Here is a 26,709-nt window from a genome sequence, read left to right on the forward strand (position 1 = left end):
AGTATAGCCTGTAATTTCTTTTTTGTCGAGCCGTTTTTAAGAGAAGGAAAGTAAACCTTGACAGAGGCTGAGGGAATTTGATACTATTAGCTTAAGAAAAGTCGGTCGTATAACCGACTTGATAGTTGATGATTAACTATCAACTATCCATTATCCATTATTCACTAGATAAAGGGGTGATTAAGTGAATGCAGAAAAAATGACCCGCAAACTGCGCGCCCGCTTTGGAGAGACGCTCTCTGTGCGGCTTGAGGGCCGCGTTATCCGTGTAATCGGGCAGCTTTCAAACTGGGAGGACATCGTCTCGGCCTGCAGCATGTGCGTCAGTAAAAAGCCAGGCGTGCACGTGGTCAATGATATTATTTTTACGGGAGCCCATATGCCCAAAATGCGTGTGCCCACGCCGAAAGACAAGGCCCTTGATGGGGCCCGGCCAGATGTGCTCATCATCGGGGGCGGCATCTCAGGGGCCAGCATCGCCAGGGAGCTGACCAGATGGCAGCTTGATGTATTGTTGGTGGACAAGGAGGCTGATCTGGCCATGCACGCCTCAGGCAGAAATGACGGCGAGGTGCACCCCGGAGTCGATTTAAACAAAGGGTCGCTGAAGCAGCACTACGTGCTTCTGGGCAACCAGATGTTTGATACGGTCTGTGACGAGCTGGACGTGCCCTTTGAGCGGTGCGGGCAGTATGTGGGCTTTACAAGCAAGGCCCTGTACCCTTTTATCTGGGCCTATGCCTGGCAGCGCCGCCATGTGTGTGGTGTGGCAGATACCCGACTCATGGGGCGCCAGGAGCTGCGGGAGCGGGAGCCGCGCCTCAACCGGGATTTTGAATTTGCGCTGTTTAACCCAAGCGCCGGGTGTGTGTGCCCCTATGGCCTCACCATCGCCTATGGCGAGAATGCAGTGCAGAACGGCGCGCGAATCAGCCTGAACACAGCCGTGCTTGGCATGAAAGTTGAAAACGAAGCCATCACTGCGGTGGAGACGAACCGGGGGACGCTGTACCCAGGGCTTGTCATCAACGCGGCCGGGGCCTTTGCCGAGGACATCGCCCGGATGGCCGGGGATTGTTTTTATTCCATTCATCCCCGCAAGGGGACGAACTCGATTCTGGATAAAAAGGCCAGGGGCCTGCTCTCTGGCATCGCCTCTATCAAGACACTGGCAAAGAACGTTGCCCACACCAAGGGAGGCGGCATTCTGCACACCGTTCACGACAATCTGCTGGTAGGCCCCAACGCGGTAGAAACCTGGGAGAAGGAAAACTTCGCCACTGAGCAGTCCGCCATCGACGCGGTGTTTGAAAAGCAGAAAATGACCGCCCCCGACCTCCGGGAACGGGACATCATCACTTATTTTACCGGTGTGCGCCCAGCGACCTTTGAGGAGGATTTTGTCATCGAGCAGGGCCGGCAGACAAAGAACCTGATCCACTGCGCGGGCATCCAGTCCCCGGGCCTCACGACCGCGCCGGCTGTGGCGGTGGATGTGGCTAAGACGGCGGTTGGCCTTCTGGGACAGGCGCGCGCTGTTCTGCCCAACAATCGTTTTAACCCCAGGCGGAAGGGCATTCCCGTTCTGAGGGAACTGCCCAGGGAGGAGCGGGACCGTATGATCCGGGAAAACCCCGATTATGGCGTGATTGTGTGTCGGTGTGAGGAGATCAGCAAGGGTGAGATTTTGGACGCTCTCAAGGCGCCGCTTTCGGTACCCACCGTGGACGGCGTGAAAAAGCGCGTGCGACCCGGCATGGGCCGCTGCCAGGGCGGATTCTGTATGCCGCTGGTCACACAGATCATCAGCGAGGCCACCGGTATGCCCGTCGAGGCGGTACGCAAGGCCGGTGACGGCGCGGTCATCAGCTATGGAAAGACAAAGGAGGGAAGCCAGTGAAAAGCGTTGATGTTTTAGTCATCGGCGGCGGGCCAGCCGGTCTGGCGGCCGCCATCGCCGCGAAAAAGGAGGGCGCTTCGGTGCTGCTCATTGAGCGTGAAGCCCGTCTGGGCGGCATTATGAAACAGTGTATCCACGATGGCTTTGGCCTGATCCGCTTTGGCGAAAAGCTGTCAGGGCCAGAGTACGTGGAGCGCTTTATGGATGAATTTTACGCCCTGGGCATCCCAGCCTTGCTTCAGACCTTTGTCACCGCGGTCTGTGAGAATGAGGACGGCTTTGGCGTGACCGCGGTCACCAGAGAGGGCATGGCCGAGATCTCGGCCCGCGCCATGATTCTGGCCACCGGCTGCCGGGAGCGCACCGCCCGCCAGGTCTTTATCCACGGCACAAGGCCGGCTGGCGTCTTTACCGCCGGCACCGCCCAGCATTTTGTCAACCTTATGGGCCAGATGCCCACCAGGCGCTGCGTGATTCTGGGCAGCGGTGACATTGGCCTCATCATGGCCAGGCGGCTGACGCTGGAGGGCGCCGAGGTGCTGGGTGTGTACGAGGTCAAGCCCACACCGTCGGGCCTTACCCGCAATATCGTTCAGTGTCTGGAGGACTATGAAATTCCCCTGTACCTCTCGCACACCGTCACCCGCGTCTTTGGGCAGGAGCGGCTGGAGGGCGTGGCAGTCGCCCGGGTAGATGAAAAGCTGAACCCCATCCCCGGCACAGAGGAAACCATTGCCTGCGACGCACTGATCCTGTCCGTGGGCCTTATACCCGAAAATGAGATGGCCGAGCATCTCGGAGTCGCCCTTGATCCGCGAACCAAGGGCCCGGTCTGCGATGACCGGCTGATGACAAGCGTGGACGGGGTATTCTCCTGCGGGAACGCCCTTCACGTCAACGATCTGGTGGACTATGTATCCGAGAGCGGCGAGCTGGCCGGCAGGGCCGCCGCGGCCTACCGCCCGGGCCAGCGCGAGCGGAGTCTCGAAATTACACCCGGGGATTCCCTCGGCTATCTGGTGCCCCAGCGTATCTGCCGGACAGGCGCGCTTGAGCCTGCCGTCTTTTATTTCAGGAGCCGCGAGATCCTGAAGCGCGGCACCTTTACCCTGAGGGCAGATGGCCAGCCAGTGTTTGAGAAAAAGCTCAAAAACCTGAAGCCCCCGGAAATGGAGCGCCTGGTCATTGATTTTGGCGACCTTAGCCTGGACGAGGGCGTCCGGCTGACCGTCGCCATCGAAAAGGGGGAAGCGTAAAATGCGAGAAATGACCTGTATCACCTGCCCCAACGGCTGTATCCTGTCGGTTGAGGAAAAAGACGGCCGCATTGTGGTGACGGGCAACCAGTGCCCCAAGGGGGAAGCCTTTGCCAAAAGCGAGCTGACAAACCCCATGCGGACCATCAGCACCACCGTCAGAACCGGGGATCCGGCTGTGCCCGTCGTCCCGGTGAGGGTATCCGGCGAGATCCCGAAGGGCCGGATTTTCGATGTGATGGAGGCAATCAACCGCCTTACTGTTACCGCGCCAGTTGGCCGCGGCGCCGTCCTGGCTGCCGATGTGCTGGGTCTGGGCGTGGATGTGATCGTGACCAGCGATGTGCTGATCACAGGCTTGAAAGGAGAAAAAAATGAGTCATAAACCCTATAAAGGCTTTGAGCCCAAGTGGGTTAAAACCCCGGCTCCAGCGGACAGCTACCGCTCAATCTTCAGATGGGGCGATCCTGAGTTTGTAAAATATCCCAAGGAATCCCTGTTTAAGATGATGAAGGAAAAATTCCAGGTGACCGATGAGGATTTCAAAACCTATGCGGGAGACATTGGCATGGACAGCGTAAAGCTCGACAGGCCCTGTCAACTTTCTGAGACCCATCTGGAGGCCTTCAGGGCCATTGTGGGGCCCAAAAACGTGACCACTGAGGACTACCCAAGGCTGGCCGTGGCCTACGGTAAAACCGGCTACGACGCAGCCCGCCTGCGTGAGAAGCGGGTCGACAGCCTGCCTGATGTGGTGCTCTACCCCAGCGAGACCGAAGAAATTGAGAAAATAGTGGCCTATTGTACAGAGCATAGCATCCCCCTGTACGTGTACGGCGGGGGCAGCAGCGTGACCCGGGGCGTGGAGCCCATCAAGGGCGGCGTTTCGCTGGATATGCGCAAAAATTTTAATAGAGTGCTGTCCTTCAACGAGACCGACCAGACCATCACGGTGCAGAGCGGCATCTCCGGCCCGCAGCTGGAGGACGCCCTTGAAAACGCCCCGGCGCGCTTTGGGGCCAGGCGTGCCTATACCTGCGGCCACTTTCCGCAGTCCTTTGAGTACAGCAGTGTTGGCGGCTGGGTTGTCACCCGCGGCGCGGGCCAGAACAGCACCTACTACGGCTGTATCACCGATATTGTGCTGTCCCAGAAATACGCCACGCCCATCGGCGTCATCCAGACCAGCCACTACCCCAGAGAGGCCACCGGGCCTGATCTCAACCAGATCATGATGGGCGGCGAAGGCGCTTTTGGCGTGCTCACCGAGGTCACCCTCAAGGTATTCCGCTATATGCCGGAAAACAGAAAACGCTTCTCCTATATTTTTAAGGACTGGGAAACTGCCAGAAAGGCTGCCCGTGAGATGATGCAGTGCGAGGCTGGTTATTCTTCCGTCTTCCGCCTGTCCGATGCCGAGGAAACAAACCTCATGCTGCGGCTCTACAATGTAGACGAGACCCCGCTGTGGAAGCTCCTGGACCTCCGGGGTTACGAAAACATGCGGCGGTGCCTGTTCTTGGGCTTTACCGACGGCGAGAAAGGCTTTTCCAAAAATGTGGCGAAAAATATTTGGCGCATCGCCCACCGCTACGGAGGTATGAGCCTGACCTCCTACGTGACCAAAAGCTGGGAAAAGGGACGCTTTAACGACCCTTATCTGCGGGACACCATGCTGGACTTCGGCGTGATGACCGACACCCTGGAATGCTCAGTCAACTGGTCTAATATGGGCAAAGTCCATAAAGAGGTGCGCGCTGTGTGCCACGCCCTGCCAAACACCATTGTCACCACGCATATGTCTCACTGCTATCCACAGGGCGCCAACCTGTACTTTATCTTCATCACCAGAATGTCCGACGCTGAGGCCTTTAAGGCCTACCACGCCACCATTCTGGACGCGATTCAGAAATCCGGCGCAGCCATGAGCCACCACCACGGCATCGGCAAAATGTTCGCACCCTGGCTGGAAGGCCAGATCGGGCGTAAGGAGTACGGTGTCTACCGGGCGCTGAAAAATTATTTCGACCCCGGCTACAACATGAACCCCGGCGGCACACTGGGGCTGGATTTGGAAGAAGGGGAGAAACGGTTCTTAAAAGAAATTGAGAATTGAAAATGGAGAATCAAGAGTTGATAGTTTAAGAACAAATTTGCCAAAGGCAAATTTGCGCCAATAACTATCCACTGAATTGAAAGGGGGAGGCAAGCATGAATGACCGAATTGTACTTGTGTTTGACGTTGGCACCCAGAGCTCCAGAGCGGAGCTTGTAAGTGACCGGGGCGAAATCCTGGGGAAAAGCCAGATCCGGCACGAGCCGCCCTATGTCTCAAAGGAGCCCGGCTTTGCCGAGCGGGACCCGGAGCTGTATTACCAGAATATCTGTGAGGCGGCAAGGCAGCTCAAGGAGAGCTGCCCGGCTTTGTGGAACCGGATCGAGGGCGTTTCCATCACCACCATCCGGGATACCGTGGTGTGTGTGGACAGAGAGGGAAAGCCCCTGCGGCCGGCCATCCTGTGGATGGACAAACGCCTGGCGAGCGGCGCGCCCAATCTGCCTCAGCTCTCAAAGGTGCTTTTTAAGGCCGTTGGGATGGATGCCACCGCCAAACTCCAATACCAGAAATCCCACTGCAACTGGATAGCCGAGAATGAGCCGGAAATCTGGGAAAAGACCCACCAGTACCTGCTGCTCAGCGGCTACCTGATCTACCGCCTCACCGGTAACATGGCCGACACGGCGGCCAGCCAGGTGGGGCATATCCCCTTTGATACTCAGCAGCGGGGGTGGCAGAAAAAGGGCGCCCTGACCCGTCCCATCTTTGATGTCGAAACCGAAAAGCTCTGCCCCATCGTGGAATCCGGCGAAGTGTTGGGGAAAATTACCCCGGAGGCCGCTGAGGACACCGGCCTGGCGGAGGGACTGCCACTCATTGCCTCCGGATCTGACAAGGCCTGCGAGGTGCTGGGCATGGGCTGCACCACTAAGGAAAAGGCCGCTATCGGTCTGGGCACCACCGCCATGATTACCTTTACCATCGACCGTTATCTGGAGCCGGAGCGGTTTATCCCGCCCTATCCTTCCATTATCCCGGGGAATTTCACCCCAGAGATCGAGATATTCCGGGGCTACTGGCTCATCTCCTGGTTTAAGCAGGAATTTGCCGAAAAGGAGGTACGCCAGGCCAGAGAGCTGGGCGTCCCGGCCGAGGAACTGCTGAACCAGCGCCTCAAAGAGATAACGGCCGGCTGTGAGGGCCTGCTGTTCCAGCCCTATTTTACCCCCAATGTCACCATGCCCACCGCCCGTGGTGCTGTCATTGGCTTTTCAGACTGCCATACCCGTATTCATATTTACAGAGCCATTATCGAGGGCATAAACTTCGCGCTTATGGACGGCATGCGCCTCATGGAAAGACGGGCGGGTCACTGCTTTGAGGAAATCTATCTGGGTGGCGGCGGTTCTCAGAGCGATGAGATCTGCCAGATCACAGCCGATATGTTTGGCCTCCCCGCAGTCCGTACCCAGACCCATGAGGTGGCAGGCATCGGCTGCGCCGAAGCCGCCTTTGTGGGCCTTGGCGCCTTTAAGGACTACCATGAGGCTGTGGACGCCATGGTGCACAAAAAGGATGTTTTTACCCCGGATATGGAGCAGTATAAAATATATAGCGAGCTCTATACCGAGGTGTTTAAAAACATCTACGGCTGCCTGTCAGGGCTCTATGGCAGGCTGCACGAAATTTACCACAGAAAATAAAAAAGAACGAAAAAAGAAGATGCGGCGTATTGCCGCATCTTCTCAATTTCAGACTAGTAAAAGAATATTGTCTCTGAAGCTCTGATTGTAAGTCGTATCTAAAAATGAGCGCGCGCCTTCGGGAGTGAGCGGATATTTCTCTTTGTGCGCCTTCCAGTCAAAAGCGTATTTGGAGTCAAATGTCTCGATGGAGGGATCAACACAATAGTTTTCGGTGTTCAGGGCCATACCGTAAGGGGTACCGGCATTGTCGTAAACCGCGTAATCCCGGAGGAAATCGGTCAGAGCATAGAGGTTGTCAAGATTCATATCCTCAGCAGCCATCGGCGCTTTGTCGAAGTTAAAGAGATAGCCGCCGCCAGGGAGCATAATATCCAGAAGCTCCTTAGCCTTGTCGATACATTGCTGCGGGGTTCCAGTTTTCAGGAGGGCGAGAGGATAAAAACCGACGAGGATAAATTTATCGCCCAGCTTTTCCTTAAACAGTTTGGGATCGCCGTACTCAAAGGCGAGAATAGTTCCCGCAGGCAATTCTCTTAGAAGATCCAGGTAGCGGGTCCAGTCGCCCTCACAGAAAGCACGGACTCGAGCGCCTCTGGCAGCCAACTGCTCCAGTAATTTTTTGTAGGTTGGGAACCAAAGCTCCTCTACATCCTTGGGGCGCATGAAAGGCGGCATGTGAAGCGGATTGCCGATAAAGCCCTCGGGATGCGGGTTAGGAGGAAGCGCAAAGCGGTACATCAGAGGAAGAAGTGCTTCGCAGGCTTCTTTGATCTGAGACTTATGGCGTCTTAAATCCATGCTGATGCCGCTAAATCCGCGTAGCTGGTCGCTCAGAAAATCGAAGGGGGCGGCGACAAATCCTCCTGAGCCCAGAGGGGCGCCAGGATAATAACCATACCTTTCGATTAAGTACCTGAGCGTCTGTCCCATTTGTCCGGTTAATTTTTGAACAGCGCTCTGAGCGGCGTTTAAGGCCAAGGTGCGCTCGATAGGCTTGTCTAGGCTGAGTTTTTCATAATGTCTGGGAATGGCGGTTTCTAGCATAAAGGCGTAAGGGTCCGCGATAAGGGCCCCATATTCCTCAGCGGTCATTCCAGAAACCTCGGGATGCTGCATCTGTCCGTTGGCGCCCATCTGAAAATTATTAGAGGCCATAAAGTGATAGTAAGCGGGCACCCGGGCATTGTGCCCTACACCGATAATGGGGCAGGTATCGCTGTTTAAGGACATGCAGATATTATCGGCCGCGTCCCGGAGCAATCCAAAGTTATATTGATATTCGAAAGCGCTGATTTTGCCCACAGCGCCCATAATGGTGTGAGGGACCTGAATCTGAATAGGCATTCGTTTAGGCAGTCGATTGTTATAAAAATCATTGAAAAGCTGTTTGCGTTCTTCTTGAAGTGTTTTTACATTTTCCATTTCGAGGCTCCTTTTAAAAAATAATGTTACCCAGCGGTATTCCGATAAGTGAGAAAATTAATCCCATCATCAACATGACAATTAAAGCCATTTTTATGATGCTTTTACTATCCAGCCAATCCCGGTTTCCGTAAAGTAAAGCGGCCGACGGCGATGCAGAGGGCAGCATGAAGCCCAGGCAGGAGGCGTAGGAGATAAGAATAAAGCCAACGGTGCTGTTGACGCCTAGGCCGTCGCCGAAGCTGAACAAAATGGTCAGCATCATGATGCCGACAACGGAATTGTTGATAAAGTTCGTTAGTATAATGGAGGTGACAGTAATCAATACCAGGAATATATAAGGACTCGTGTTAGAAAGGACAGGAGCCAACAGTTGATTGATAAATTGTGTGACGCCGGTTTCTTTAGAGGTCATGGCTGTTGAGATGGTAACTGCCGTGGCAACCATAAACAACATTCCCCAGAGGACACCGCGGTCAGAGATTGTCTTAATATTGAATACAGGTTTACCATTTTTCCGAATGAGCAGGGCGGCGCCGACAACCAGAGCAGTCATTCCGGTATTGCCGATGGATTGTAAAAAGGTTTTAAAACCGCATTGTGGTAACAGGCCTGGTAGCATTAAGAGAATGACCAAGGAAATAATCAACACAATGGCGATTTTGTGCTCAAAATTCAGATGGTCCTTTTTAGGCTCGCTTTGATAATTGAGAATCGGGTCCATTTTTGGGCGGACAATAAATTTTCCCACCATTGTGTAGGCGGCGATCAGACACATACCCATGATGCTTGAAAAACATAAATAGTGTGGATAGGAAAGACTGAAACCTGGATCTAAAGCTTTGTAAACAGCAAGTTGCCCCGTTACAGGAACCTGAAACGGGAGAAAAAGCCCGCCCTGAGCACAGATGAGGGCCATCCCAAAGATGATATAGGTTGGCCATTTGTCATGTTTTGAGAAACCAACGGTTTCGCATATACCATAGATAATGCTCCAGAAAATAAGAATGATTGGAATGCTGCCGATGATTGAGGACAACAGGAAAGCCGCAACTAAAATACCAACCGTTAAAAACCAGGGTCTTCCCTTAAAAATTTTCCAGAGCGTCACCCGTTCCGCAATTTCCTTGCCAATACCTGTGCAGGCAATTATTCCGCCGAAAAATAAAAGAAACAGAATAAATAAAATTGTATCGTTCCCGGCAGCCTTGATAAAAGCCTCGCTGACTTTACAGTACCCACTCAGTCCAAGAAGGACTAGCGCGAGAATACTCGGCCAAATATTATCAACGGTGCAGTATGCGTAAATCAGCCCAATCATAATTCCCACGATCTCCATGCCCAGAGGCGTAATGGGATCGACGGCAGGAATAAACTTGAAGCAAATCATGATTACAATTGCAACAATACTGTGAATATAATAGGATATTGAGTTGTTTTTTAGATTTTCAGCCATTGTATTACCCCTTGTTTTTTAAATTTTCGGAAAAATAAATCGATTTATGTTTTCTAAGTTCATTATACGGGCTTTTGCAGATGAAGTCATTATTCATAAAATCAAAAAAGTTTAATTGATTTTTGTATGATTCGTACAGTGATAAAAAACCGGCTTCGAAACATTAAAAAAGCTGAAACCACAAATGAATGCGATTTCAGCCTGCGCTTTTGTTCTGAAATTTGCCTGTTAAACAATAAAATTTTTATAATTGTAATATATTTACTTTTTTTAAGACCTTTTTCATTTACGCTTTGTATGTTTGAAATAATTAAAAATTTTCCAGATAATTAAGGATTTCGTAGGAAAAAGCCATGCGCGTAGTATAGCTGTGGTCAAAGGCCTCGATCCCCAGAAGCTTGCTGATACGCTCCAGGCGGTAGACCAAGGTATTTCGGTGAACACATAGGGTTTTCGCAGAATCGACTAAGGAATGGTTGGTGTGCCAGTAAATGTAGAGCGTGTGTAAAAGCTGGCTTTGATGTTTTTGGTCATATTGTTTCAATTTGATGGCGTCTGGATGGCAGAGGCTTTCGATTTCCCCATGCTCTGCCAGCAGTCTGAGAATATGGGAGTTGTAGTAGTCACTGTAAAGAAAAAGATGTTTGGTTTTTGTTCTTTCAAAATAGGCAGTGATAATGAACTCCATGTTTTGGTAATGGCGACTTAATTCCTCAAAGTAATAAAATCTATCAGAGACCACAGCCTGACAGTGGTGCAGCTCCAAGAATTGGCCGAGGCGGTCCAGGAAAAGTTTTACCTGAAAATTCTTAGCGCCAGTGAAGGTCAGCAGGATGAGCTCGTCTTCCACCTTATAAACAGTGCCTTTAATCTTGTTGAAGGCGGGAATTACAGCGATGCTGTCTGTAAAGGTGGTTTTCAGAGATCGAAGTACCTGGTTTTTCATTCTCTCGTCTGTGGGTGATGTTGTCTTGATCCGGCTGAGAAGAAAGCCCTCTCCATTTTTCCAACGATTTTTGCTCAGAGCGTTATCTAAAAAATCCGCGTCGATATTTCGGTTGTTCAGCGAGCGGAAAATCAGCCGCTCCAGCAAATCAACCTTGCTGAAATTCAGCATAAAATCACGCTTGAACAGGGCGCGGATAATTTGGGAAAAACAGATAAGTATCTGCTGGTGGAACAATTGAAAGGGCTGTTGGTTTTCAATGACGACCATAATAAAAAAAGGCTCGCTTTGCCGCGCGTTTTCGTACACATAAAGCGCAAAGCCCGGACAGCGGCTGCTGTCTCCCGGGATGGAGATGAAATCACAGCTGTTTTCCTTTTGATGGGTTTTAATGTTCTCCAAATAGGCACTGATGTTTCGATTAAGAACACCAGTGTCGATGATTTCACGCCAGCAGGCGTCGCAGTTGTTAAAAAAGAGAGGGCCGTAATTGTAAAGAGTGTGCTTGGCGTCCATGATGAACAAAGGATTCCCCATAACCCGCACGATAAGGTTGAGAAGCTCTTTTAAGGAACGGCTTCCGTAGTTGAGCCCCGCCGCCATGAGTGTATCGTAGAGGCGGTTATACTTTTCGAATATGTCCTGAATTTTTTCAAAGGCAGTCTCCTTATCCATACCCGAGATGAACAGATAATTGGGACAGGAAGGGCTGAACTCACTGTCCTTTTTAAACTCATTTTTGGTAAAAACCACCATCAGATTCCTGGGGAGAGCCTGCGTACAGCTCTGAATTTCTGCATAGCTTGCCAGATAGAGAATGGAATCCTTAAAAACAATTCCTTCTCTGTAATAGCGGATATTTACAAGGGAAATGTCCATGGTATCCGCGGTTTCGTAATGGTGGGGGTATATTTTTAAGGATTCTGCGAGTATTGGAATGCTGATTTTCATCGCTGTGGCTCCTGTCGGTTTTGTGATACCTTAATCATTTTCTCCCAGCACCAATATCCCGGCGCCCAGCAGGTTAGGGCCGACATGGGTGCCCAGGGTACAGTCGACTTCGCCCTCATACAGGTTTTCAAAATCCGGAAGCACTCTGGTGTAGTGGGCCTTGACGGCGTCCATCTCATCCGGACAGCCGCCGTTTGCGACCATGAGGATATAACGCGCCCCCTCCGGAGCGTGGGATTTCGCCAGGTCGATCATCTTCTGGATGGATTTCCGGCGCCCACGCACTTTGGCCACGCTCATCAGCTGGCCGCCATCGCTGAAGGTGATAATGGGCTTCACATTGAGTAAAGTGCCGGTCACCGCTGTAATCAGGCCGATGCGGCCGCCTTTTTGCAGGTACTCCAGGGTGTCAATGCTGAAAAAGACCTTGGTGTTGGCGATGAGGCGGGGCAGGATGGTCTTGATTTCCTCAAAGCTCCGGCCCTCTTCAATGAGCTCCGCAGTGTGTACGGCGATGGCGCCAGTGCCCAGGCTTCCGCTCAGGGTATCCACCGCGTGCACGCTCAGGCCCTCAAACTCTCCGCCGATCAGCCGCACGAGGTTAAAGGTACCGCTCAGACCGCTAGAAAAAATAATGGCGAAAACCTTGCGATAGCCTTTGTCGTAAATTTTCTGAAAAAGTGTGCGAACCTCCTCGGGAGCCGGGAGAGAGGTCTTTGGGATCTCCAATGGGAGTTTGTCATAAACCTGGGCAGCTGTGATGTCCACCCCGTCAGTGTAGGCTTTGTCGCTGAAAATGATTTTCAGCGGCAGAATGTGCAAGTCGTGCTTTTTAATCAGTGTCTCTGGGATATCCGCACAGGAATCCGTCAGCACGGCAATTTTTTCTCTATTCATCTGCATGCTCCTCTTTTTTACTATTCTGATTGGCCTCGTGCATGCGCGCAAGCAGGGCCTCGATGGTGTCCATTCCGGTTTGCAGGGCATCAAAATCCTCCGGCGGTGTATTTTCCATTACCTGAGCATAGCGGTCCTGGATTACCCGGTCAATTTCTTTCAGCGTTTTCTGTCCCTTCTCCGTCAGCGAGACAAGGACGACACGTTCGTCATTTTTATCCCTGAAGCGGTTCAGAAAGCCGGCCTGGGCCAGTTTTTTACACATGTTGGAAACATTTGCTTTATTGAGCTTCAGGGTATCGGCCAAGGCACCGATGGTGATGGTATTCGCGTGCTTGACCTCTGTCAGAACACGGCTTTGCAGGATTGTCAGCCCGTTATCGCTCAGTACATCGGCGAACAGAGCGTCAATTTCAGTGGTCACATGCCTCACATAGTCGATTAAAATATCTGCGAATTTCAATACCTGGTCAATATACATGGCAACGTCCGCCCTTTCTTTTGTTGTAGTCTAAAATATGTTTACAGTACATATATTATAGTGTAAAGTTAAATTTGTCAATGAAAAGATTCGCAGGCGTTTTCATAGTGATAAAAATAAGATTCTATGCAATTTTTTAAGAAATTATGCTATACTAAACAGGATAACCGATAAAATTGAAAAAAATGCTAAAAAGTAAAAAAGAGGTGATTTAATTGCTGAGTGCATACACACTTCCCATAAAATTCGCCTGTCTGGTGTTTCCGGTCTTGGCAGCGTTTTTTACCATTCCCTATGCCATTTACCAATACCGGAAATACGGGTCTCTGCTGGTGCTTAGGGTAGTGATCGTCTACTCGTTCATTTTATATATGACCTGCGCTTATTTTCTGACCATGCTGCCGCTGCCGCCCATCGCGGAGGTATCCCGCTACACCAGCCCCACCATGGACCTAGTGCCCTTCCATGCCTGGACAAATTTCTGGGAAAACACCAGCCTTGTCCTTTCAGACTCCAGCACCTATCTCAAGGCGATGAAAGAGCAGTGCTTTTACGAGCCCTTTTTTAATATCCTGCTGCTGGTGCCCTTGGGCGTTTACCTGCGATATTATTTTAGGAGAAGCTGGTGGCAGACCATCCTCATCGGTTTTCTGGTGAGCCTGTCCTTTGAGCTGATCCAGCTGAGCGCCCTGTTTGGGATCTATCCGAGGCCTTACCGCCTGTTCCAGGTGGATGACCTGATCAATAATACCCTTGGCGCCCTGGTGGGCTTCTGGATCACACCGGTATTCAGCTTTTTCCTGCCCTCGCGTGACCGGCTGGACGAGGTTTCCTACAAGCGGGGCCGCACCGTTACCTATATGCGGCGGGGCTTTGCCTTTCTCTTTGACTGGGCCATTCTCACTGGTGCTCTGCACCTTGCCGGGCGGGTGCTTGGAAGCCCGACCTTAAGCGATATGCTGGCAATGGACGGCAAACGCTCAGTGGTGCTTTACATCATCGTCATCGTGCTGTATTTTATTCTGATACCGTGGCTGACCCGGGGAAGAACCATCGGGAAGTTTATGGTCGGCATCCGGCTCATGTCCGAAAACAAACGCCCGCCCAAGCTTTTCCAATACATTGTACGCTATGGCCTGCAGTACCTCCTTGTCATACCAGCCCCCTTTATCGCCATGAAGGTCTACGAGTTCCTGCCCCTGTATACCGGGACAGCCCACACCGTCCTTATGGTGATCGCCCTGGCCTTTGGCTTGGTCTTTGCCGTTTTCATCGTCCAGCTGCTCATCTCAGTCTTTACCCGTGAGACTCAGATCTTTTACGAGTCTCTGAGCCACACGATCAATGTGAGCACCGTTCGAGGCCGGAGGCAGCGTTAATGACATCCATATTACTAAAAGCAGCCGCATTCGTTCTGGTGATTATTCTCGGCTATGGGCTGAAAAGGGCAGGGCTTTTCGGGGAAGGCGCAACGGATACCGTCACTAAAATTATGCTGAATATTACCCTGCCTGCCGCCATCGTGACAGGCTTCTGCGGTTTTGAAAAAAACGGCACACTCTTTGCCCTGGTGCTGTTTGGGTTTTTCTGCAATGTAGGGATGTATCTTGTGGGCTTTGTGATCAGTATACGCAAGGGCAGGGCAAAAAAGGCGCTGTATACCTTGAATATGCCGGGGTATAATATCGGCGCCTTTACGCTGCCCTTTATTCAGAATTTTATGGGCCCCTCCGGCGTAGTGGCAACCTGCATGTTTGATACCGGCAACGCCATTATGTGTACGGGTGGTTCCTATGCTGTGACGGCCTGCCTGGTGGGCAACTGCGACGGCAGCCCGGTAACGGTGAAGTCCTTTTTTAAGCGGTTACTATCCTCCACGCCCTTTGACACCTATGTGGTGATGCTCCTTCTGGCCGGCCTGGGCGTCAGGATACCAGAGGCGGTTAATACGCTGCTCAGCCCCGTTGCAGCGTCCAACGGCTTTATGGCCATGCTGGTCATTGGAATGATGTTTGAGTTCAAGGCAAAACCCGAATATTTGAAGTCCATAGCGCTGATTTTGGCGATCCGCTATACGGTGGCGGCGGTTCTGGCCTGGGCGGCCTATTTCTACCTACCACTGCCGCTGCTGATGCGGCAGGTGCTGGTCATTCTGCTCTTTTCGCCGATCACAGTACTATCGCCGGTATTCACAGAAAAATGCGGGGGCGACGCGGGCCTTTCCAGTTTTGCGGGCTCGGTGTCCATTCTGATCAGCATTGTGATTATGGTAACACTGATCGCAGCTATGCACATCGGCTAAGGACAGAAGCCTTGTTTTATGCTATAATTAAGATATAAAATTTTACAGAGGAGAATCGAGGATGCGAGAAAAGAGCGTTTCATTTTTATGCACACTGCTGGTTTTGATGGCCTGCTTTTGCGTATCAGTTTTTGCCGAGGAGACCATCACCGTGACCACGAGCCCGGCTGATACCATTACCGATACCTCCGCTATTTTGAGAGGGGTATATTATACCGATGGTGCAGACATTACCGAACGCGGCTTTGCCTATAAGCCAGCCGAAACTGGCGATGAAGACTATAAAAAAGTGGTAATGCATGGCGACAACAGTGTCACCAAGTTCGGCTATACGCTGGATACGCTGATTCCGGATACGGCTTACACCGCCATGGCCTATATCAAGACCGAATCGGGCGTGCACTATGGCCTCGAAATTGAGTTCCGCACTCTGGCGGCGCCTGCCAAGCCCAGCGAAGCGGCCGAGGAAACACCAGAAACAGGGATGGTGGAGGATGCCCTGACAGCCGCGCTGCCCATGCTGCTGATGCTGTCCATGGCGCTGTCCTCCATGGTGCTGTTTAAGAATAAAGCACGATGAAAATCGCAGTGATTGGTTACAGCGGATCAGGCAAGTCGACGCTTGCTAAACATCTGGGGGAGGAGACCGGGTATCCGGTGCTCCATCTGGATAAGGTCAACTTCCTTCCAGGCTGGCAGGAGCGGGACCGCGCAGAAGCGAGGGCGGTGGTCACAGCCTTTATGGCTCAGGACGACTGGATCATCGACGGCAACTACGGTGATCTCCACTGTGGACTTCGCATGGCTGCGGCGGATAAGATCATGATGCTCTGCATGCCGAGGCGGGTCTGCTTTCCGAGAGCCTGTCTGCGCTACCTCAAATGCAGGAACCAGGTCCGGGAGAGCATGGCGGAGGGCTGTGAGGAAAAAGTTGACTATGCCTTCGCCAAGTGGATTTTAAAAGACGGGCGCAGTAAACGCCACAGGGACTGGTACCGCAGTCTTCAGAAAGCCTACCCCGAAAAGGTTCTTTTCTGCCAGAACAGCCGGGATGTCAGGAAACTGCTTGAGAGTGAGAAAATATGGCAGTCTGAGTGTTGAGACAGCATCGCAGCAGCGGAGCTGTCTCTTGTTTTTTTGATGGCGGCACCCTTGTCCGGATACAGGCTGAACACTGTCCCATCCCACTTAAAAAAAGATAAAGGCAGCCTGGACTATAAATAATCCTCAAGGCTGCCTTTATTTGATTATGCCTCGCCCTTTAAATGCTCCAGAATCTGGTCGGCGTTTTCCGCGGGCTTTACTTTTTCATAAACCTTTTCGATCATACCAGCTTCGTCAATGATGTAGGTGGTGCGCACAATGCCCATATAGGTTTTGCCGTACATTTTCTTTTCCTTCCATACATCATAGGCCTGGATAACCTGGGTTTCCGGGTCGGAGAGCAGCAGAAAGGGCAGCTCATACTTCGAGGCAAAATTGGTGTGCGAGCGGGTGCTGTCCTTGCTGACGCCAATGACAACCGCGCCCAGAGCCTCAAATTCAGAATACGCGTCCCGGAAAGTGCAGGCCTGGGTGGTGCAGCCCTTTGTATTGTCCTTGGGATAAAAATAAAGAATAACCTTTTTTCCTTTAAAATCAGAAAGGCTGACCGGATGGTTGTCTTTATCAGGCAGTGAGAAATCCGGGGCCTTGGTACCTTGCTGTAACATCATTTGCTCCTTTTCTTACTTTTCTTACTTTTCTTAATGGAATACCCTTATTTTACACTTTGGAACGGTGCCATGCAACAAAACTTTAAAAAAATTAATAAGGTACCTTGACAAATCTGTGAAAAGGGTGTAAAATTCAATTATAAGGTACCTGAATAAAAGAAGCGGCGGCGGAACGCCCCCGCTTCACGAATCGAAAAGGAGATAAAAAATGAACGAACTCAATGAAAAATTAATGGAACAGTTCAGAAAATACCAGGTTTTAATGCACCAGGGAATGCGCCGCTTTGCGCCGAGGGGGCCAAAGGAAGACCCACACCACGGACAGGGAAAAGTGCTTGTGATGCTGGCTGAAAATGACGGCGTCAGCCAGAAGCTGCTGACTGAGCAGTCCGGCATACGCCCGGCGTCTCTGAGCGAGCTGATCATCAAGCTTGAACGGAACGGGCTGGTGGAACGCCAAAGAAATGAAGAGGACAAGCGAAACAGGAACGTTTATCTGACAGATGATGGAAGAGCGCTGGCAGAAACCATCAAAAGCCGAAAGGATGAATCCGCAGATTTTCTCTTTGATGCTTTATCGGAAGAAGAAAAGGAAACCCTCACGGTGCTTTTCGATAAGCTGATCACCTCACTGGAAGATAAAGTAGCGGATATGGATGAAGAAATGCCACCGTTTGCCCCGCCGCATCCTCATTTACCGCACGGAGGTCCCCATGGCCCGCATCATGGACCTCATCATGAGCACTTTGGCGGCCCGCACGGTCCTCATCACGGCCCCGGCCCCCATGATCCAGAGCATCCGCAGCCTCCGCGCCATCCAGAAGCAGAGGAAGAGGATAAAATTGTACTGGATGTTCTTAATGAAGAACAAGAAGAGGAATAATTCGATATGATTTACCCGGTTTTGTATGCGAATGGGGCAACAAAACCGGGATTTTTTTATCAAAATATATCTGCAAATCTATTTTACAAAAGGAAATGAATCCGATATAATTGATTTACAAGAAACGTAAACCATTGCAACGGCACCGGATATTTTGTTTTAACAAAAATTCAAGCGATTTTATTTTGAAATGAGGTACGAGATGTTTACAGCGTTTAACTTAACAATGGATGAAAAAGAGATGGCCCGGCTGGAAAAGGGAGCGCCATGCTCAGATGCGGATGAAAGTGTGAATCAGGCGAAAGTTGTGGAGGAACTGAAAAAATACCTTGGAATGGGGGCAGCTTTTGACGGCGAGGCTCTGCTTTCCGAGTGGTTTCCAGAGCTCAAATTCCAGGTGTTTTTATCCCACGCTCTGGCAGATGAGCCTTTGGCGTCCAGGCTTGAGCGCTGGCTTCAGAAAGAGCTGGGAGTTTCAGTCTTTGTGGATTCGTGGATCTGGCAGGCAGCAGACGAGCTGGTAGCCGGGGGATTTGCGCCCGGCCATGTCTACCCTGTCCTGCACATGGCCTTGGGCAAGATGATCGCCCAGTGTGAGTGTGTGATTTTCCTGAACCCATATCATTCGCTGAAGAAGGAGGGAGCCGTTGAAGAAACACCGTGGATTTACGCAGAACTTCAGACAGCCCGCATGACGCGGAAGAAAAAGCCGGAGCGCTTTAAGAAATTTCATTTTGCTGTCACGCTCGGCACCCAGTTAAAAATAGAGTTTGATCCGCAGCTGCCTAATTTGTTGCTTTTAAGCGCAGAGGATCTCGAAAAATGGTGCAGCCAGCAGCATATTGTCTCAGAGGATGTCTATCATTTGGATTTGCTCTATCTTCAAAAGCAAATTATTATCTAAATTTAAAATGCCATCTGACGGATTTCTCCGTCAGATGGCGTTTCGCTTATTTGGCGGCAATGGGGAAGCAGCATTCTGTTACCCATTTTTCAGGCTCGCTGGTATCGCCAGGCCCCACATGGTAGACATTGAACATGGTGCCGTTGGTCCGGTAGCCGTTTTCCTCAATCCACCTCATGGCTGTGATGTTGACATCGGTGATTTGGTCATAGGCGCCAGTGAAAGTGACGCTTGCCACCAGGCGGGCGGGCAGTTTTTTGAAAAAGACGTGCCCGGTATTCTGGTAGCTGCCAATGACAGACACCTGAACCTCTACATCCGGGTTGGCTTCATTGTATTCTGCATCGTGGTAGGTCGCGGTGCTGAAGGGCGGGTTGGCGAACTTGGGATGCTGGGGTGCGATTTCAGCGTGCAACTTTTCCCAGAGTCGGCCTTCTTCAGTGTAGGTACTCAGGGTATCACGCAGGCTTGCAACCTGACAGGAGGGTAATTCTTTTGCAACGACGATATAATTTTTCATGATTTCTTCCTTTCTGCGAAGCCTTTCGCCAGCGGCTTTCAGCTGCCAGAGCTGAACCTGCAGTTTTTCAGCTTCCTTCAGCTTCTTCTGGTAGCAGGCTTCAATGTGCGTTTCAAGAGCCTGGGAAGTGCTGCTGCTTTCAAGAATTTCACCGATGGCTGTCAGGCTCAGGCCCATGCGCTGCAGAGAGACAATGGTGCTGACAGTCGTCAGCTGAGAAGCTGTGTAGTAACGGTAGCCGGTAAAGGGGTCAACCCGTTCTGGAAGCAGAAGCCCCATCTCCTCAAAATGGCGCAGCATTCGGACGCTGACGTGGCAAAGTTTAGAAAATTCTCCAATTTTCAGCATATTCCCATCTCCTTTCAAAGTTGGTTTTCGTGAGCTCATCCTTAGTATAATCCCTCACATAATGGCAGAGTCAAGGAAGAAAATAAAGTTTTTCAGTCCAGTAAATAGTGCAGCAACCGTTCAGGGTCATCGAGGAACATTTTGGTCAGGCAATATGGCTCGGTATCCCTGTAGGGGGTCAGGGACAGACGGCCATCGGGGGATAAAACATAAATATCTGCATCGGGGCAGGCCAGCAGAATGGGAGAGTGGGTCGCGACAATAAACTGGGAGCCGTCCCGTGCCAGGTTGTGGATCAGGGATAACAGTGTCATCTGGCGTGAGGCGGACAGTGCGGCCTCGGGCTCGTCTAGAATATAAAGTCCCTTGCCGCGGAAGCGGCTCTGGACCAGTGCCAGAAAGCTTTCGCCGTGGGACTGGGCATGAAGAGAGAGACCGCCGTAGCTTTTGTACAGGCCAGTCCCTCCGGGTTCATTCTCCATCCGGTCAATTTCTGTCGCAACATTGTAAAAGCTCTCAGCTCTTAGAAAGAAATTGTCTTTGGGAAGGGAGAGGCCCTTGGTCAGATTAATGAACTGGTACAGGAAAGAGTGGGTATCGTGGGAATGAAAATCAAAATTCTTTGACCCACCCTCTGGGTTAAAGCCATACCTCACCGCCAGAGCCTCCAGCAGGGTAGATTTGCCGTTACCGTTTTCGCCGCAGAAAAAAGTGACGTTCTTTTCAAAGAAAAAGGGCTCAAGCTGCTGAATGACTGGCAGGTCGGAAAGATAGCTCTGAGTGTAGGCCGGATCGTTCCGGTCAATGGAAAAGCCACTGAGATAAAGGGTGCTGAACATGGGATACCTCCTCGATGTATCGGTTGTCTTTATTGTACCAGTTAAAGGACAAAAAGCAAAACCAGAATGCCGCGGTCCTCTTATATGAATGTCAAGCGTGAATTGTTAAATGTTTGTTAAATCTTCGGCAGTCTATTGTGTTTTGGCAGTCACTCTTTTATAATGACATCAACAGATTGTTTGGAGAAATGATGATGAACAATGCCGTTGTTGCCCTTGTCTTTATAGACAATATCCGCATTGAGAATAGGTGAGACGCAGCCTGTACCCTCAGGGATACGGGGTGTGTCTTTTTGCGTGACGGTGGTTCATCTGGTAGGAGGAAAGTGAAAAGTTATGGGTGTTACTGATGTTTTGGGTTTACTCGGAGGGTTAGCCCTGTTTCTGTACGGAATGCAGATGATGAGCTCGGGTCTTGAAGCGGCTGCGGGCAATCGTATGAAGCAGATACTGGAGCGGCTGACCGCCAACCGGTTTTTGGGAGTGGCCGTTGGGGCGGCCATCACGGCGGTCATTCAGTCTTCATCCGCCACAACCGTCATGGTTGTTGGCTTTGTGAACTCAGGGATGATGACTCTGATTCAGGCGGTCTGGATCATTATGGGCGCCAATATTGGTACGACGATTACGGGCCAGCTCATCGCGCTCGATGTGGGGGCGCTGGCGCCGCTGTTCGCTTTTTGCGGCGTGGCATTGGTGGTTTTTACCAAAAAGGTTAAGCTGCACCACTGGGGCCTGATTGTCGCCGGACTGGGGATTTTGTTCATCGGTATGGATATGATGAGTACAGCGATGATGCCGCTTCGTGACTCACCGGCCTTTGTCAATCTGATGACCCGGTTTTCGAACCCGGCCCTCGGGATTCTGGCGGGGGCTGTTTTTACCGCTGCGATTCAGTCTTCATCCGCTTCAGTCGGAATTTTGCAGGCGCTGGCCGTCAGCGGCGTAATCGGCCTGCCAAGTGCGGTGTATGTGCTGTTTGGACAGAATATCGGAACCTGTATTACCGCGGTTCTGGCGTCCATTGGCACCAGCCGCAACGCCAAGCGCACCACAGTCATCCATTTACTGTTTAACATCATTGGAACGGTTGTTTTTACAGTCATTTGCATGCTGACGCCGCTTACGGCCTTTGTCGAGTCCCTGTCTCCGGCAAATCCAGCAGCCCAGATCGCTAATATGCACACACTGTTCAATATTGCGACAACGCTGATGCTGCTGCCCTTTGGCACGCTTCTGGCAAAGGCGGCGGTCAGAATTCTGCCCGAGCGCCCTTCAGAAAAAAGCGGCGAGCACCAGCTTTTATACATCAAGCCTGTTGAGGCTTCGCTGGAATACCAGATGGGTACCTCTGCCATTATCGTGAACGGTGTGTGGCGTGAACTGCGGCGCATGGCGAAAATGGTCACAGAGAACCTGGAACAGGCATTTCAAGGGGTTTTGGAAAAGAGCAGCCGCTATACAGAGGATGTGGCAAAATCAGAAAAGTATGTCAATTATCTGAATACCGAGATTTCCAGGTACATTTCCCATGTCATAACCTATGAGCTCAATGAAGAAGATGGGGTTCTGGTTTCCGCATTTTTCAAAATCTGCGGCAGCCTTGAGCGCGTGGGGGACCATGCGGTCAATATCAGTGAACAGGCCAGGCTTTTGGAGGAAAAACATATCGGATTTACAGAGGAAGCCCAGGAAGAAATGCGGTCGCTTCAGCAGGTCAGCATCGGCGTGCTGGACTCACTCAGCCGGCTGGAGGCCATTACTGAAAAGAGGCTGACTGAAATTGCCGACTATGAACAGAGAATGGATGATTTGACACTTGATTACCAGAGAAACCAGATTGCCCGTATGCGAAAAGGCCTCTGTTCAGACGAAGCCTGTGTGGTTTATTCCGAAATACTTATGGATATTGAGAGCATCGGCGATCATATCCTGAGCATCGGCGAGGTGCTGGTACAGGCCAGCGCCTCCAAAACAACGGTCGATATGGAACAGGAAGCTTATGCGAGGTAAGGATTAATATGGAAACTGAAAAACGGCGGGCTTTTATCATTAATTTTATGTATTTTGCCATTCTTGCGCTTCTGTGCTTTGCGGTACTCAAATATGCCATGCCGTTGCTGGCTCCTTTTATCATTGGCTTCGCTCTGGCCTATCTGCTGAAAGGGCCGATCCGCCTGATGTCCGGAAAGCTGCGCCTGAACCGGAAAATTTCGGCGATTGTGGTGGTGCTTGTCTTTTACTGCACCATTGGTATGCTCATTTCGCTCCTTGGGGTTAAGGCCTTTACGGCCTCCAGAGAGTTGATTTTTAATCTGCCCCAGATTTATGCCCTCCATGTGGAGCCAGTGCTTATGGGGATTTTTGACGGGGTGGAGCAGTCTGTGCTCAGGATGGACCCCGCCCTGGTAGCAGCTCTTGAGGAGATGTTTAACCGCCTGGTACAGTCTCTGGGGCAGATGGTTTCCAGCTTGTCCATGGGGGCCATGGGCGCCGTATCGGATATTGCGTCCTCGCTGCCCGGGCTTTTTATCAAGCTGCTGTTACTCATTATTTCCACCTTTTTTATTGCTATCGACTATGACCGTCTGACGGGCTTTGTCATGCACCAGTTAAACGGAAAGACCAGGACGGTTTTTGTTCAGATCAAGGAATACGTGGTGGGGACGCTCTTTGTGTGTATCCGCTCCTACGCGCTCATCATGAGCATTACCTTTGTCGAGCTTGTCATTGGTCTGACCCTCATCGGCGTCGACAATGCTCTGATCATCGCCTTTGTCATCGCGGTGTTCGATATTCTTCCGGTACTGGGCACAGGCGGTATCATGATCCCCTGGACGGTGATCACAGCCCTGCAGGGGAACTATCCGCTGGCATTGGGGCTGCTGCTGGTCTATCTGGTGGTCACAGTGGTGCGAAACATTATTGAACCGAAAATTGTGGGAAGCCAGATAGGTCTTCATCCGGTGATTACGTTGGCTAGTATGTTTGTGGGGCTGCAGCTCTTTGGCGTTGTAGGGCTTTTCGGCTTTCCGATTGTGCTCTCACTGCTGTGCCATCTGAACGACACAGGCACCATCCACCTGTTTAAGCCAGTGGATGAGACCCTGTAGGTTAAATGAATTGTTTTAGAGATCAAGAAGGAGAGGCTACGGCAAAACGCCGCAGCCTCTCCTTTTTTTAAGCTTCTATGATTTCGCGCTGTACTTTTTTGGGAAAGCTCTGCAGGACTGCCTCGTAGGCGTTGTCGAGCATTTTTCGGACCGTGTCCTCTGGCACGCCGCCTTCGAGGTAGAGCGTGTTCCAGTGGACTTTATTCATATAATAGCCTGGAATAACCGCGTCGGGATAGGCGGCCCGGAGGACCTGCCCTTCCTCGGGCGGCAGCTTCATGGTGATGATGGGATCGCCGTTTTTATGCTCCCCCATATAGGCGAACATTTTTCCGTGAAGCAGATATTTCATCGCCTCCCATTCGGTCTGCCAAACCTTCTCGACACCTTTTTTATCCAGACAATAGGCGTCGATCCAGGAAGCATTATTCATTTGTTTCCTCCACCAGCTCTTTGGCCAGGAACCGAACATAGGGAAGCGGGCACATGGTGCGCTCGGCGGTCGCCTCAATGCTTAACCCCTGGGATAAAAACCGCTTGATCACCAATGAGAGAGGCTCTCCAACCTCGATAATGTGGTGATCAGGGTCATAAAAGCGGATCACCCGCTGTCCCCACGCTTGGGTAAACATTGGCCGTACCAGCGCGGCGCCCCAGCTTTCCAGAACCTTGAGAAATCCGTCCAGATCATCCTCTTCAAAGTACAGCTCCTTATCATTGCCGCCAAAGCAGACAGCATTTTCCGGTTTGTCGATGAATTCAAGCCAGGTTTCCTTTGTCTGGAGAGCCACGCCGCAGTCATAGCTGACATTGACGCCCAGATCCATGGCAACCTTGAGTCCTAGTAGCTTTTCATAAAAAGCGCGAGATTTTTCCATATCGGATACGACAAGCATGAATGCATTATATTTCATATGATCTCCTTTACCGGTGGCGTCCGTCTTTCCAGTTCCACCATTTTAGTTTTTCAGGCTCATGCTCGGTGTTTTCAGCGAAGTAAACCGCCAGCCGGTAAACATAGAGAACGCACCGATCCAGCTGCTCACCCCTCTGCCGGCATTCCCGGATATACATCTCTTCAGGGTCTGCCCCTTTCAGAGAATCGACCGTGCTGTAACCAAGCTCCAGGAGATGCCTCTCCATATTTGAGCCAACGCCGGGAATGGTTTGTAAATCACTTTTCACGAGCAAAACCTCCTTGTCCTGTCACTATAAACTAAAATTTGTAGAATTCATTGTAAAAATCCGACATGTGGGCATAGTATTTTGTCGGGGATTCGCCGCAGACCATCTTAAAATCGTGGTTGAAATGCGATTGGTCATAGTAGCCCAGCGCGTGCGCGAGCTTTGTGAAAGCGATGGGGTCTTTTTCCATACGTTGCATGGCGAGGTTGATGCGGGTCAGCCGGGTAAAGGTTTTGTAACGCATTCCCAAGGCCTCGGTTATGAGGCGCTGAAGGTGGCGTTCAGAATATCCGATTTTTTCAGCCGCTGTGCTGACCGTGGCCTGGCAGTTGACATGCTTCAGAATGGTCGAAAGGGGCCTGGGATTGCCGGGCATTTCCGCTAAGGCGGTCAGGAGCAGTGTGTCAATCGCATTGCTGAGGTAAGCAGCCTTTTGGTTTTGCTCAAAGGCGTTCTTTATCCCAATGCTCAGGGAAGAGCATACGAGCTCAAGCGGTTCTCTGCGGTCTGTAAAATCCTTGAGGTTCAGCCCCAGAAGCCGGTTCGCGCCGCCGGGAAGGAACTCGATAAAAAAACGCAGGGGAATGCTTTCAGCGTCGCCGAAAACCACCACCGTTTTGGTGGTAGGGCCCCAGAAGCAGCCGGACAGATTTCTGCCATTATAAGAAAAAACAACACAGCCGCTGGCATCGGGGATCAGCGTCAGTTTTTCAGGAAGGTGGCTTTCGGGTTTTGCTCCCTGGGCGCAAAAGGTGTAATGCGCAATATAAGGCCTTAACAGTGGATGGGGCGCGATATACAGATGTGTGGGGGTGTGGGCCAGAATGGATAATTCCGACCGTTTTTCAGGCTGCTGCATGGTATTCCTCCTGTTGTAGTGAGTCCATTATACCTGAAATAACTTAAGTGTTCGATGATAAAATAAAAAACGGCTTGACCTTGTCATCATGTCAAGGTATAAACTACAAATGAACCGGTTCAGAAAATAAATGACACAGGAGGTAAGGATGTTCACCATTGGAGAATTTTCAAAGTTGGGGCGTATCTCGCCGCGTATGCTCCGGTATTATGACGCCATGGGATTGCTTCGGCCCACCCGTATTGGTGAAAATGGCTACCGTTATTACGATGCTGCGCAGCTGGAAACTCTGGCGGAGATCGAGACACTGAAGGACTACGGCTTCGCCCTGTCAGAAATCGGCGAGCTACTCACGCTGTCCGAGCAGGAGCTGGCTGTAAGGCTCCATCGGAGGAGACTGGCGGCCTATGATGAAATATATACCCTTAGGAAAAAGCTCCGTCAGATGGAGGACGCCATGATGAAAATGGAAAAATGTAATTTGTTAAAGGATCAGTATCACGTTATTGTAATGGAAACACCAGCGCAGCGGGTTTACGGTATTCGCCGGAAAATTAACATCAGCGAAACCGGGGACTTGTTTGATGAACTGTATAAAAAAGTCGATGAACTGGGCCTGACGCGTTGCGGCGCAGCACAGCAGGTTTATCTGGGTGAGGAATTCAGCTATGAAAGTATGGATATTGAGGCTCAGGTAGAAGTAAGCGGCGAACACCCGGACGTCAAAATCATACCGGCGCGCCTGTGTGTTGCCACTACCCATATCGGCCCCTTTGAGGGCCTGCACAACGCTTATGACGCGATCTGTTCGTGGCTGGCCGAGCACCCTGAATATAGGGTAACCGGCCCCTCGGTTGAACGCTACCTGAAGGATGTGGATATGGTTAAAAATGAGGAAGAGCTGGAAACAGGGATTTTATTTCCAGTGGAAAAGCTGCAGTAAGCAAAAAGAGAAGATGCGGCGTT

General features: G+C 51.2%; 26 protein-coding genes. 14 read left to right on the plus strand and 12 right to left on the minus strand.

Annotated elements, in window-relative coordinates; all coding sequences use genetic code 11:
- The first annotated feature begins 184 nt into the window (after positions 1-184).
- The 5 genes from B2M23_RS09190 (at position 185) to B2M23_RS09210 (ending at position 6,919) form a co-directional block, all read left to right on the plus strand.
- Positions 185-1,900: an NAD(P)/FAD-dependent oxidoreductase gene (locus tag B2M23_RS09190; protein WP_052237305.1), complete on the plus strand. Its 1,716-nt coding sequence runs from the start codon at positions 185-187 to the stop codon at positions 1,898-1,900.
- Positions 1,897-3,156, plus strand: coding sequence for an NAD(P)/FAD-dependent oxidoreductase (locus B2M23_RS09195; protein WP_038352767.1), 1,260 nt, complete (start codon positions 1,897-1,899; stop codon positions 3,154-3,156). The genes B2M23_RS09190 and B2M23_RS09195 overlap by 4 nt, the downstream gene beginning before the upstream one ends.
- A gap of 1 nt (position 3,157) precedes the next feature.
- The gene (locus tag B2M23_RS09200; protein ID WP_038352766.1) at positions 3,158-3,541 is read left to right on the plus strand and encodes a DUF1667 domain-containing protein; all 384 of its coding nucleotides are present in this window, start codon (positions 3,158-3,160) and stop codon (positions 3,539-3,541) included.
- The gene (locus tag B2M23_RS09205) at positions 3,531-5,273 is read left to right on the plus strand and encodes an FAD-binding oxidoreductase (RefSeq protein ID WP_038352765.1); all 1,743 of its coding nucleotides are present in this window, start codon (positions 3,531-3,533) and stop codon (positions 5,271-5,273) included. The genes B2M23_RS09200 and B2M23_RS09205 overlap by 11 nt, the downstream gene beginning before the upstream one ends.
- A gap of 95 nt (positions 5,274-5,368) precedes the next feature.
- Positions 5,369-6,919, plus strand: a complete 1,551-nt coding sequence (locus B2M23_RS09210) for an FGGY-family carbohydrate kinase (RefSeq protein WP_038352764.1) — start codon at positions 5,369-5,371, stop codon at positions 6,917-6,919.
- Positions 6,920-6,967: 48 nt separating this feature from the next.
- Here B2M23_RS09210 and B2M23_RS09215 read toward each other — a convergent pair whose 3' ends face one another.
- From B2M23_RS09215 to B2M23_RS09235, 5 genes are all read right to left on the minus strand, one after another.
- Positions 6,968-8,344, minus strand: a complete 1,377-nt coding sequence (locus B2M23_RS09215; protein ID WP_038352763.1) for a uroporphyrinogen decarboxylase family protein — start codon at positions 8,342-8,344, stop codon at positions 6,968-6,970.
- Between the two features lie 13 nt (positions 8,345-8,357).
- The gene (locus B2M23_RS09220) at positions 8,358-9,800 is read right to left on the minus strand and encodes an SLC13 family permease (protein WP_038352762.1); all 1,443 of its coding nucleotides are present in this window, start codon (positions 9,798-9,800) and stop codon (positions 8,358-8,360) included.
- 310 nt (positions 9,801-10,110) lie between these two features.
- Entirely contained in the window at positions 10,111-11,697 is a 1,587-nt protein-coding gene (locus tag B2M23_RS09225) for a PucR family transcriptional regulator (RefSeq protein ID WP_038352761.1), read from the minus strand.
- Positions 11,698-11,727: 30 nt separating this feature from the next.
- Positions 11,728-12,594 (minus strand): DegV family protein, encoded by an 867-nt coding sequence (locus B2M23_RS09230; RefSeq protein ID WP_038352760.1) that lies wholly within the window; start codon positions 12,592-12,594, stop codon positions 11,728-11,730.
- Positions 12,587-13,075 carry a MarR family winged helix-turn-helix transcriptional regulator gene (locus B2M23_RS09235; RefSeq protein ID WP_038352759.1) on the minus strand — a complete coding sequence of 163 codons (489 nt, stop codon included), beginning with the start codon at positions 13,073-13,075 and terminating at the stop codon, positions 12,587-12,589. The genes B2M23_RS09230 and B2M23_RS09235 overlap by 8 nt, the downstream gene beginning before the upstream one ends.
- Positions 13,076-13,290: 215 nt before the next feature.
- Here B2M23_RS09235 and B2M23_RS09240 point away from each other — a divergent pair, with 215 nt between their 5' ends.
- The 4 genes from B2M23_RS09240 (at position 13,291) to B2M23_RS09255 (ending at position 16,478) form a co-directional block, all read left to right on the plus strand.
- A complete protein-coding gene (locus B2M23_RS09240) occupies positions 13,291-14,454 on the plus strand; it encodes a VanZ family protein (protein WP_081571162.1) in 1,164 nt (387 codons plus the stop codon).
- On the plus strand, positions 14,454-15,377 hold the full coding sequence (locus B2M23_RS09245; protein ID WP_038352758.1) for an AEC family transporter: 924 nt from the start codon (positions 14,454-14,456) through the stop codon (positions 15,375-15,377). The genes B2M23_RS09240 and B2M23_RS09245 overlap by 1 nt, the downstream gene beginning before the upstream one ends.
- 61 nt (positions 15,378-15,438) lie before the next feature.
- Positions 15,439-15,957, plus strand: coding sequence for a hypothetical protein (locus B2M23_RS09250; RefSeq protein WP_038352757.1), 519 nt, complete (start codon positions 15,439-15,441; stop codon positions 15,955-15,957).
- The gene (locus B2M23_RS09255) at positions 15,954-16,478 is read left to right on the plus strand and encodes a P-loop NTPase family protein (protein ID WP_038352756.1); all 525 of its coding nucleotides are present in this window, start codon (positions 15,954-15,956) and stop codon (positions 16,476-16,478) included. Before B2M23_RS09250 ends, B2M23_RS09255 begins: the two co-directional genes overlap by 4 nt.
- Positions 16,479-16,624: 146 nt before the next feature.
- On the opposite strand, the gene bcp is transcribed toward B2M23_RS09255, so the two are convergent.
- On the minus strand, positions 16,625-17,089 hold the full coding sequence (gene bcp, locus B2M23_RS09260; protein ID WP_038352755.1) for a thioredoxin-dependent thiol peroxidase: 465 nt from the start codon (positions 17,087-17,089) through the stop codon (positions 16,625-16,627).
- 211 nt (positions 17,090-17,300) lie between these two features.
- Here bcp and B2M23_RS09265 point away from each other — a divergent pair, with 211 nt between their 5' ends.
- Both B2M23_RS09265 and B2M23_RS09270 read left to right on the plus strand, forming a co-directional pair.
- Positions 17,301-17,975 carry a MarR family winged helix-turn-helix transcriptional regulator gene (locus tag B2M23_RS09265; RefSeq protein ID WP_052237304.1) on the plus strand — a complete coding sequence of 225 codons (675 nt, stop codon included), beginning with the start codon at positions 17,301-17,303 and terminating at the stop codon, positions 17,973-17,975.
- A 202-nt stretch (positions 17,976-18,177) separates the two neighbouring features.
- Positions 18,178-18,879 (plus strand): toll/interleukin-1 receptor domain-containing protein, encoded by a 702-nt coding sequence (locus tag B2M23_RS09270; protein ID WP_038352754.1) that lies wholly within the window; start codon positions 18,178-18,180, stop codon positions 18,877-18,879.
- 46 nt (positions 18,880-18,925) lie between these two features.
- On the opposite strand, the gene B2M23_RS09275 is transcribed toward B2M23_RS09270, so the two are convergent.
- Together B2M23_RS09275 and B2M23_RS09280 are read right to left on the minus strand one after the other, a co-directional pair.
- On the minus strand, positions 18,926-19,747 hold the full coding sequence (locus B2M23_RS09275; RefSeq protein WP_038352753.1) for a MerR family transcriptional regulator: 822 nt from the start codon (positions 19,745-19,747) through the stop codon (positions 18,926-18,928).
- Between the two features lie 92 nt (positions 19,748-19,839).
- The gene (locus tag B2M23_RS09280) at positions 19,840-20,586 is read right to left on the minus strand and encodes an AAA family ATPase (RefSeq protein WP_052237303.1); all 747 of its coding nucleotides are present in this window, start codon (positions 20,584-20,586) and stop codon (positions 19,840-19,842) included.
- 336 nt (positions 20,587-20,922) lie between these two features.
- Here B2M23_RS09280 and B2M23_RS09285 point away from each other — a divergent pair, with 336 nt between their 5' ends.
- Positions 20,923-22,599 (plus strand): Na/Pi cotransporter family protein, encoded by a 1,677-nt coding sequence (locus B2M23_RS09285; protein ID WP_038352752.1) that lies wholly within the window; start codon positions 20,923-20,925, stop codon positions 22,597-22,599.
- Positions 22,600-22,607: 8 nt separating this feature from the next.
- The gene (gene ytvI, locus B2M23_RS09290; RefSeq protein WP_038352751.1) at positions 22,608-23,699 is read left to right on the plus strand and encodes a sporulation integral membrane protein YtvI; all 1,092 of its coding nucleotides are present in this window, start codon (positions 22,608-22,610) and stop codon (positions 23,697-23,699) included.
- A gap of 67 nt (positions 23,700-23,766) precedes the next feature.
- On the opposite strand, the gene B2M23_RS09295 is transcribed toward ytvI, so the two are convergent.
- Genes B2M23_RS09295 through B2M23_RS09310 form a run of 4 tightly spaced genes read right to left on the minus strand, consistent with a single transcriptional unit; the run spans position 23,767 to position 25,743 of the window.
- Positions 23,767-24,132 (minus strand): MmcQ/YjbR family DNA-binding protein, encoded by a 366-nt coding sequence (locus B2M23_RS09295; protein WP_038352750.1) that lies wholly within the window; start codon positions 24,130-24,132, stop codon positions 23,767-23,769.
- Entirely contained in the window at positions 24,125-24,613 is a 489-nt protein-coding gene (locus B2M23_RS09300; protein WP_038352749.1) for a VOC family protein, read from the minus strand. The genes B2M23_RS09295 and B2M23_RS09300 overlap by 8 nt, the downstream gene beginning before the upstream one ends.
- A gap of 10 nt (positions 24,614-24,623) precedes the next feature.
- Positions 24,624-24,884 (minus strand): helix-hairpin-helix domain-containing protein, encoded by a 261-nt coding sequence (locus B2M23_RS09305; RefSeq protein WP_038352748.1) that lies wholly within the window; start codon positions 24,882-24,884, stop codon positions 24,624-24,626.
- A gap of 31 nt (positions 24,885-24,915) precedes the next feature.
- A complete protein-coding gene (locus B2M23_RS09310) occupies positions 24,916-25,743 on the minus strand; it encodes a helix-turn-helix transcriptional regulator (RefSeq protein WP_052237302.1) in 828 nt (275 codons plus the stop codon).
- 148 nt (positions 25,744-25,891) lie between these two features.
- Here B2M23_RS09310 and B2M23_RS09315 point away from each other — a divergent pair, with 148 nt between their 5' ends.
- Positions 25,892-26,686 (plus strand): MerR family transcriptional regulator, encoded by a 795-nt coding sequence (locus tag B2M23_RS09315; RefSeq protein ID WP_038352747.1) that lies wholly within the window; start codon positions 25,892-25,894, stop codon positions 26,684-26,686.
- The last annotated feature ends 23 nt before the right edge of the window (positions 26,687-26,709 follow it).

The organism is Eubacterium limosum, from assembly GCF_000807675.2.
GTDB classification, from domain to species: domain Bacteria; phylum Bacillota; class Clostridia; order Eubacteriales; family Eubacteriaceae; genus Eubacterium; species Eubacterium limosum.

Excerpts from the sequence above, each read along its gene's own strand:
- B2M23_RS09200 (WP_038352766.1), top strand. The coding sequence starts at position 3,158 with ATGCGAGAAATGACCTGTATCACCTGCCCCAACGGCTGTATCCTGTCG.
- B2M23_RS09205 (WP_038352765.1), top strand. The coding sequence starts at position 3,531 with ATGAGTCATAAACCCTATAAAGGCTTTGAGCCCAAGTGGGTTAAAACC.
- B2M23_RS09210 (WP_038352764.1), top strand. The coding sequence starts at position 5,369 with ATGAATGACCGAATTGTACTTGTGTTTGACGTTGGCACCCAGAGCTCC.
- B2M23_RS09215 (WP_038352763.1), bottom strand. The coding sequence starts at position 8,344 with ATGGAAAATGTAAAAACACTTCAAGAAGAACGCAAACAGCTTTTCAAT.
- B2M23_RS09220 (WP_038352762.1), bottom strand. The coding sequence starts at position 9,800 with ATGGCTGAAAATCTAAAAAACAACTCAATATCCTATTATATTCACAGT.
- B2M23_RS09225 (WP_038352761.1), bottom strand. The coding sequence starts at position 11,697 with ATGAAAATCAGCATTCCAATACTCGCAGAATCCTTAAAAATATACCCC.
- B2M23_RS09230 (WP_038352760.1), bottom strand. The coding sequence starts at position 12,594 with ATGAATAGAGAAAAAATTGCCGTGCTGACGGATTCCTGTGCGGATATC.
- B2M23_RS09235 (WP_038352759.1), bottom strand. The coding sequence starts at position 13,075 with ATGTATATTGACCAGGTATTGAAATTCGCAGATATTTTAATCGACTAT.
- B2M23_RS09245 (WP_038352758.1), top strand. The coding sequence starts at position 14,454 with ATGACATCCATATTACTAAAAGCAGCCGCATTCGTTCTGGTGATTATT.
- B2M23_RS09250 (WP_038352757.1), top strand. The coding sequence starts at position 15,439 with ATGCGAGAAAAGAGCGTTTCATTTTTATGCACACTGCTGGTTTTGATG.
- B2M23_RS09255 (WP_038352756.1), top strand. The coding sequence starts at position 15,954 with ATGAAAATCGCAGTGATTGGTTACAGCGGATCAGGCAAGTCGACGCTT.
- bcp (WP_038352755.1), bottom strand. The coding sequence starts at position 17,089 with ATGTTACAGCAAGGTACCAAGGCCCCGGATTTCTCACTGCCTGATAAA.
- B2M23_RS09265 (WP_052237304.1), top strand. The coding sequence starts at position 17,301 with ATGAACGAACTCAATGAAAAATTAATGGAACAGTTCAGAAAATACCAG.
- B2M23_RS09270 (WP_038352754.1), top strand. The coding sequence starts at position 18,178 with ATGTTTACAGCGTTTAACTTAACAATGGATGAAAAAGAGATGGCCCGG.
- B2M23_RS09275 (WP_038352753.1), bottom strand. The coding sequence starts at position 19,747 with ATGCTGAAAATTGGAGAATTTTCTAAACTTTGCCACGTCAGCGTCCGA.
- B2M23_RS09280 (WP_052237303.1), bottom strand. The coding sequence starts at position 20,586 with ATGTTCAGCACCCTTTATCTCAGTGGCTTTTCCATTGACCGGAACGAT.
- B2M23_RS09285 (WP_038352752.1), top strand. The coding sequence starts at position 20,923 with ATGGGTGTTACTGATGTTTTGGGTTTACTCGGAGGGTTAGCCCTGTTT.
- ytvI (WP_038352751.1), top strand. The coding sequence starts at position 22,608 with ATGGAAACTGAAAAACGGCGGGCTTTTATCATTAATTTTATGTATTTT.
- B2M23_RS09295 (WP_038352750.1), bottom strand. The coding sequence starts at position 24,132 with ATGAATAATGCTTCCTGGATCGACGCCTATTGTCTGGATAAAAAAGGT.
- B2M23_RS09300 (WP_038352749.1), bottom strand. The coding sequence starts at position 24,613 with ATGAAATATAATGCATTCATGCTTGTCGTATCCGATATGGAAAAATCT.
- B2M23_RS09310 (WP_052237302.1), bottom strand. The coding sequence starts at position 25,743 with ATGCAGCAGCCTGAAAAACGGTCGGAATTATCCATTCTGGCCCACACC.
- B2M23_RS09315 (WP_038352747.1), top strand. The coding sequence starts at position 25,892 with ATGTTCACCATTGGAGAATTTTCAAAGTTGGGGCGTATCTCGCCGCGT.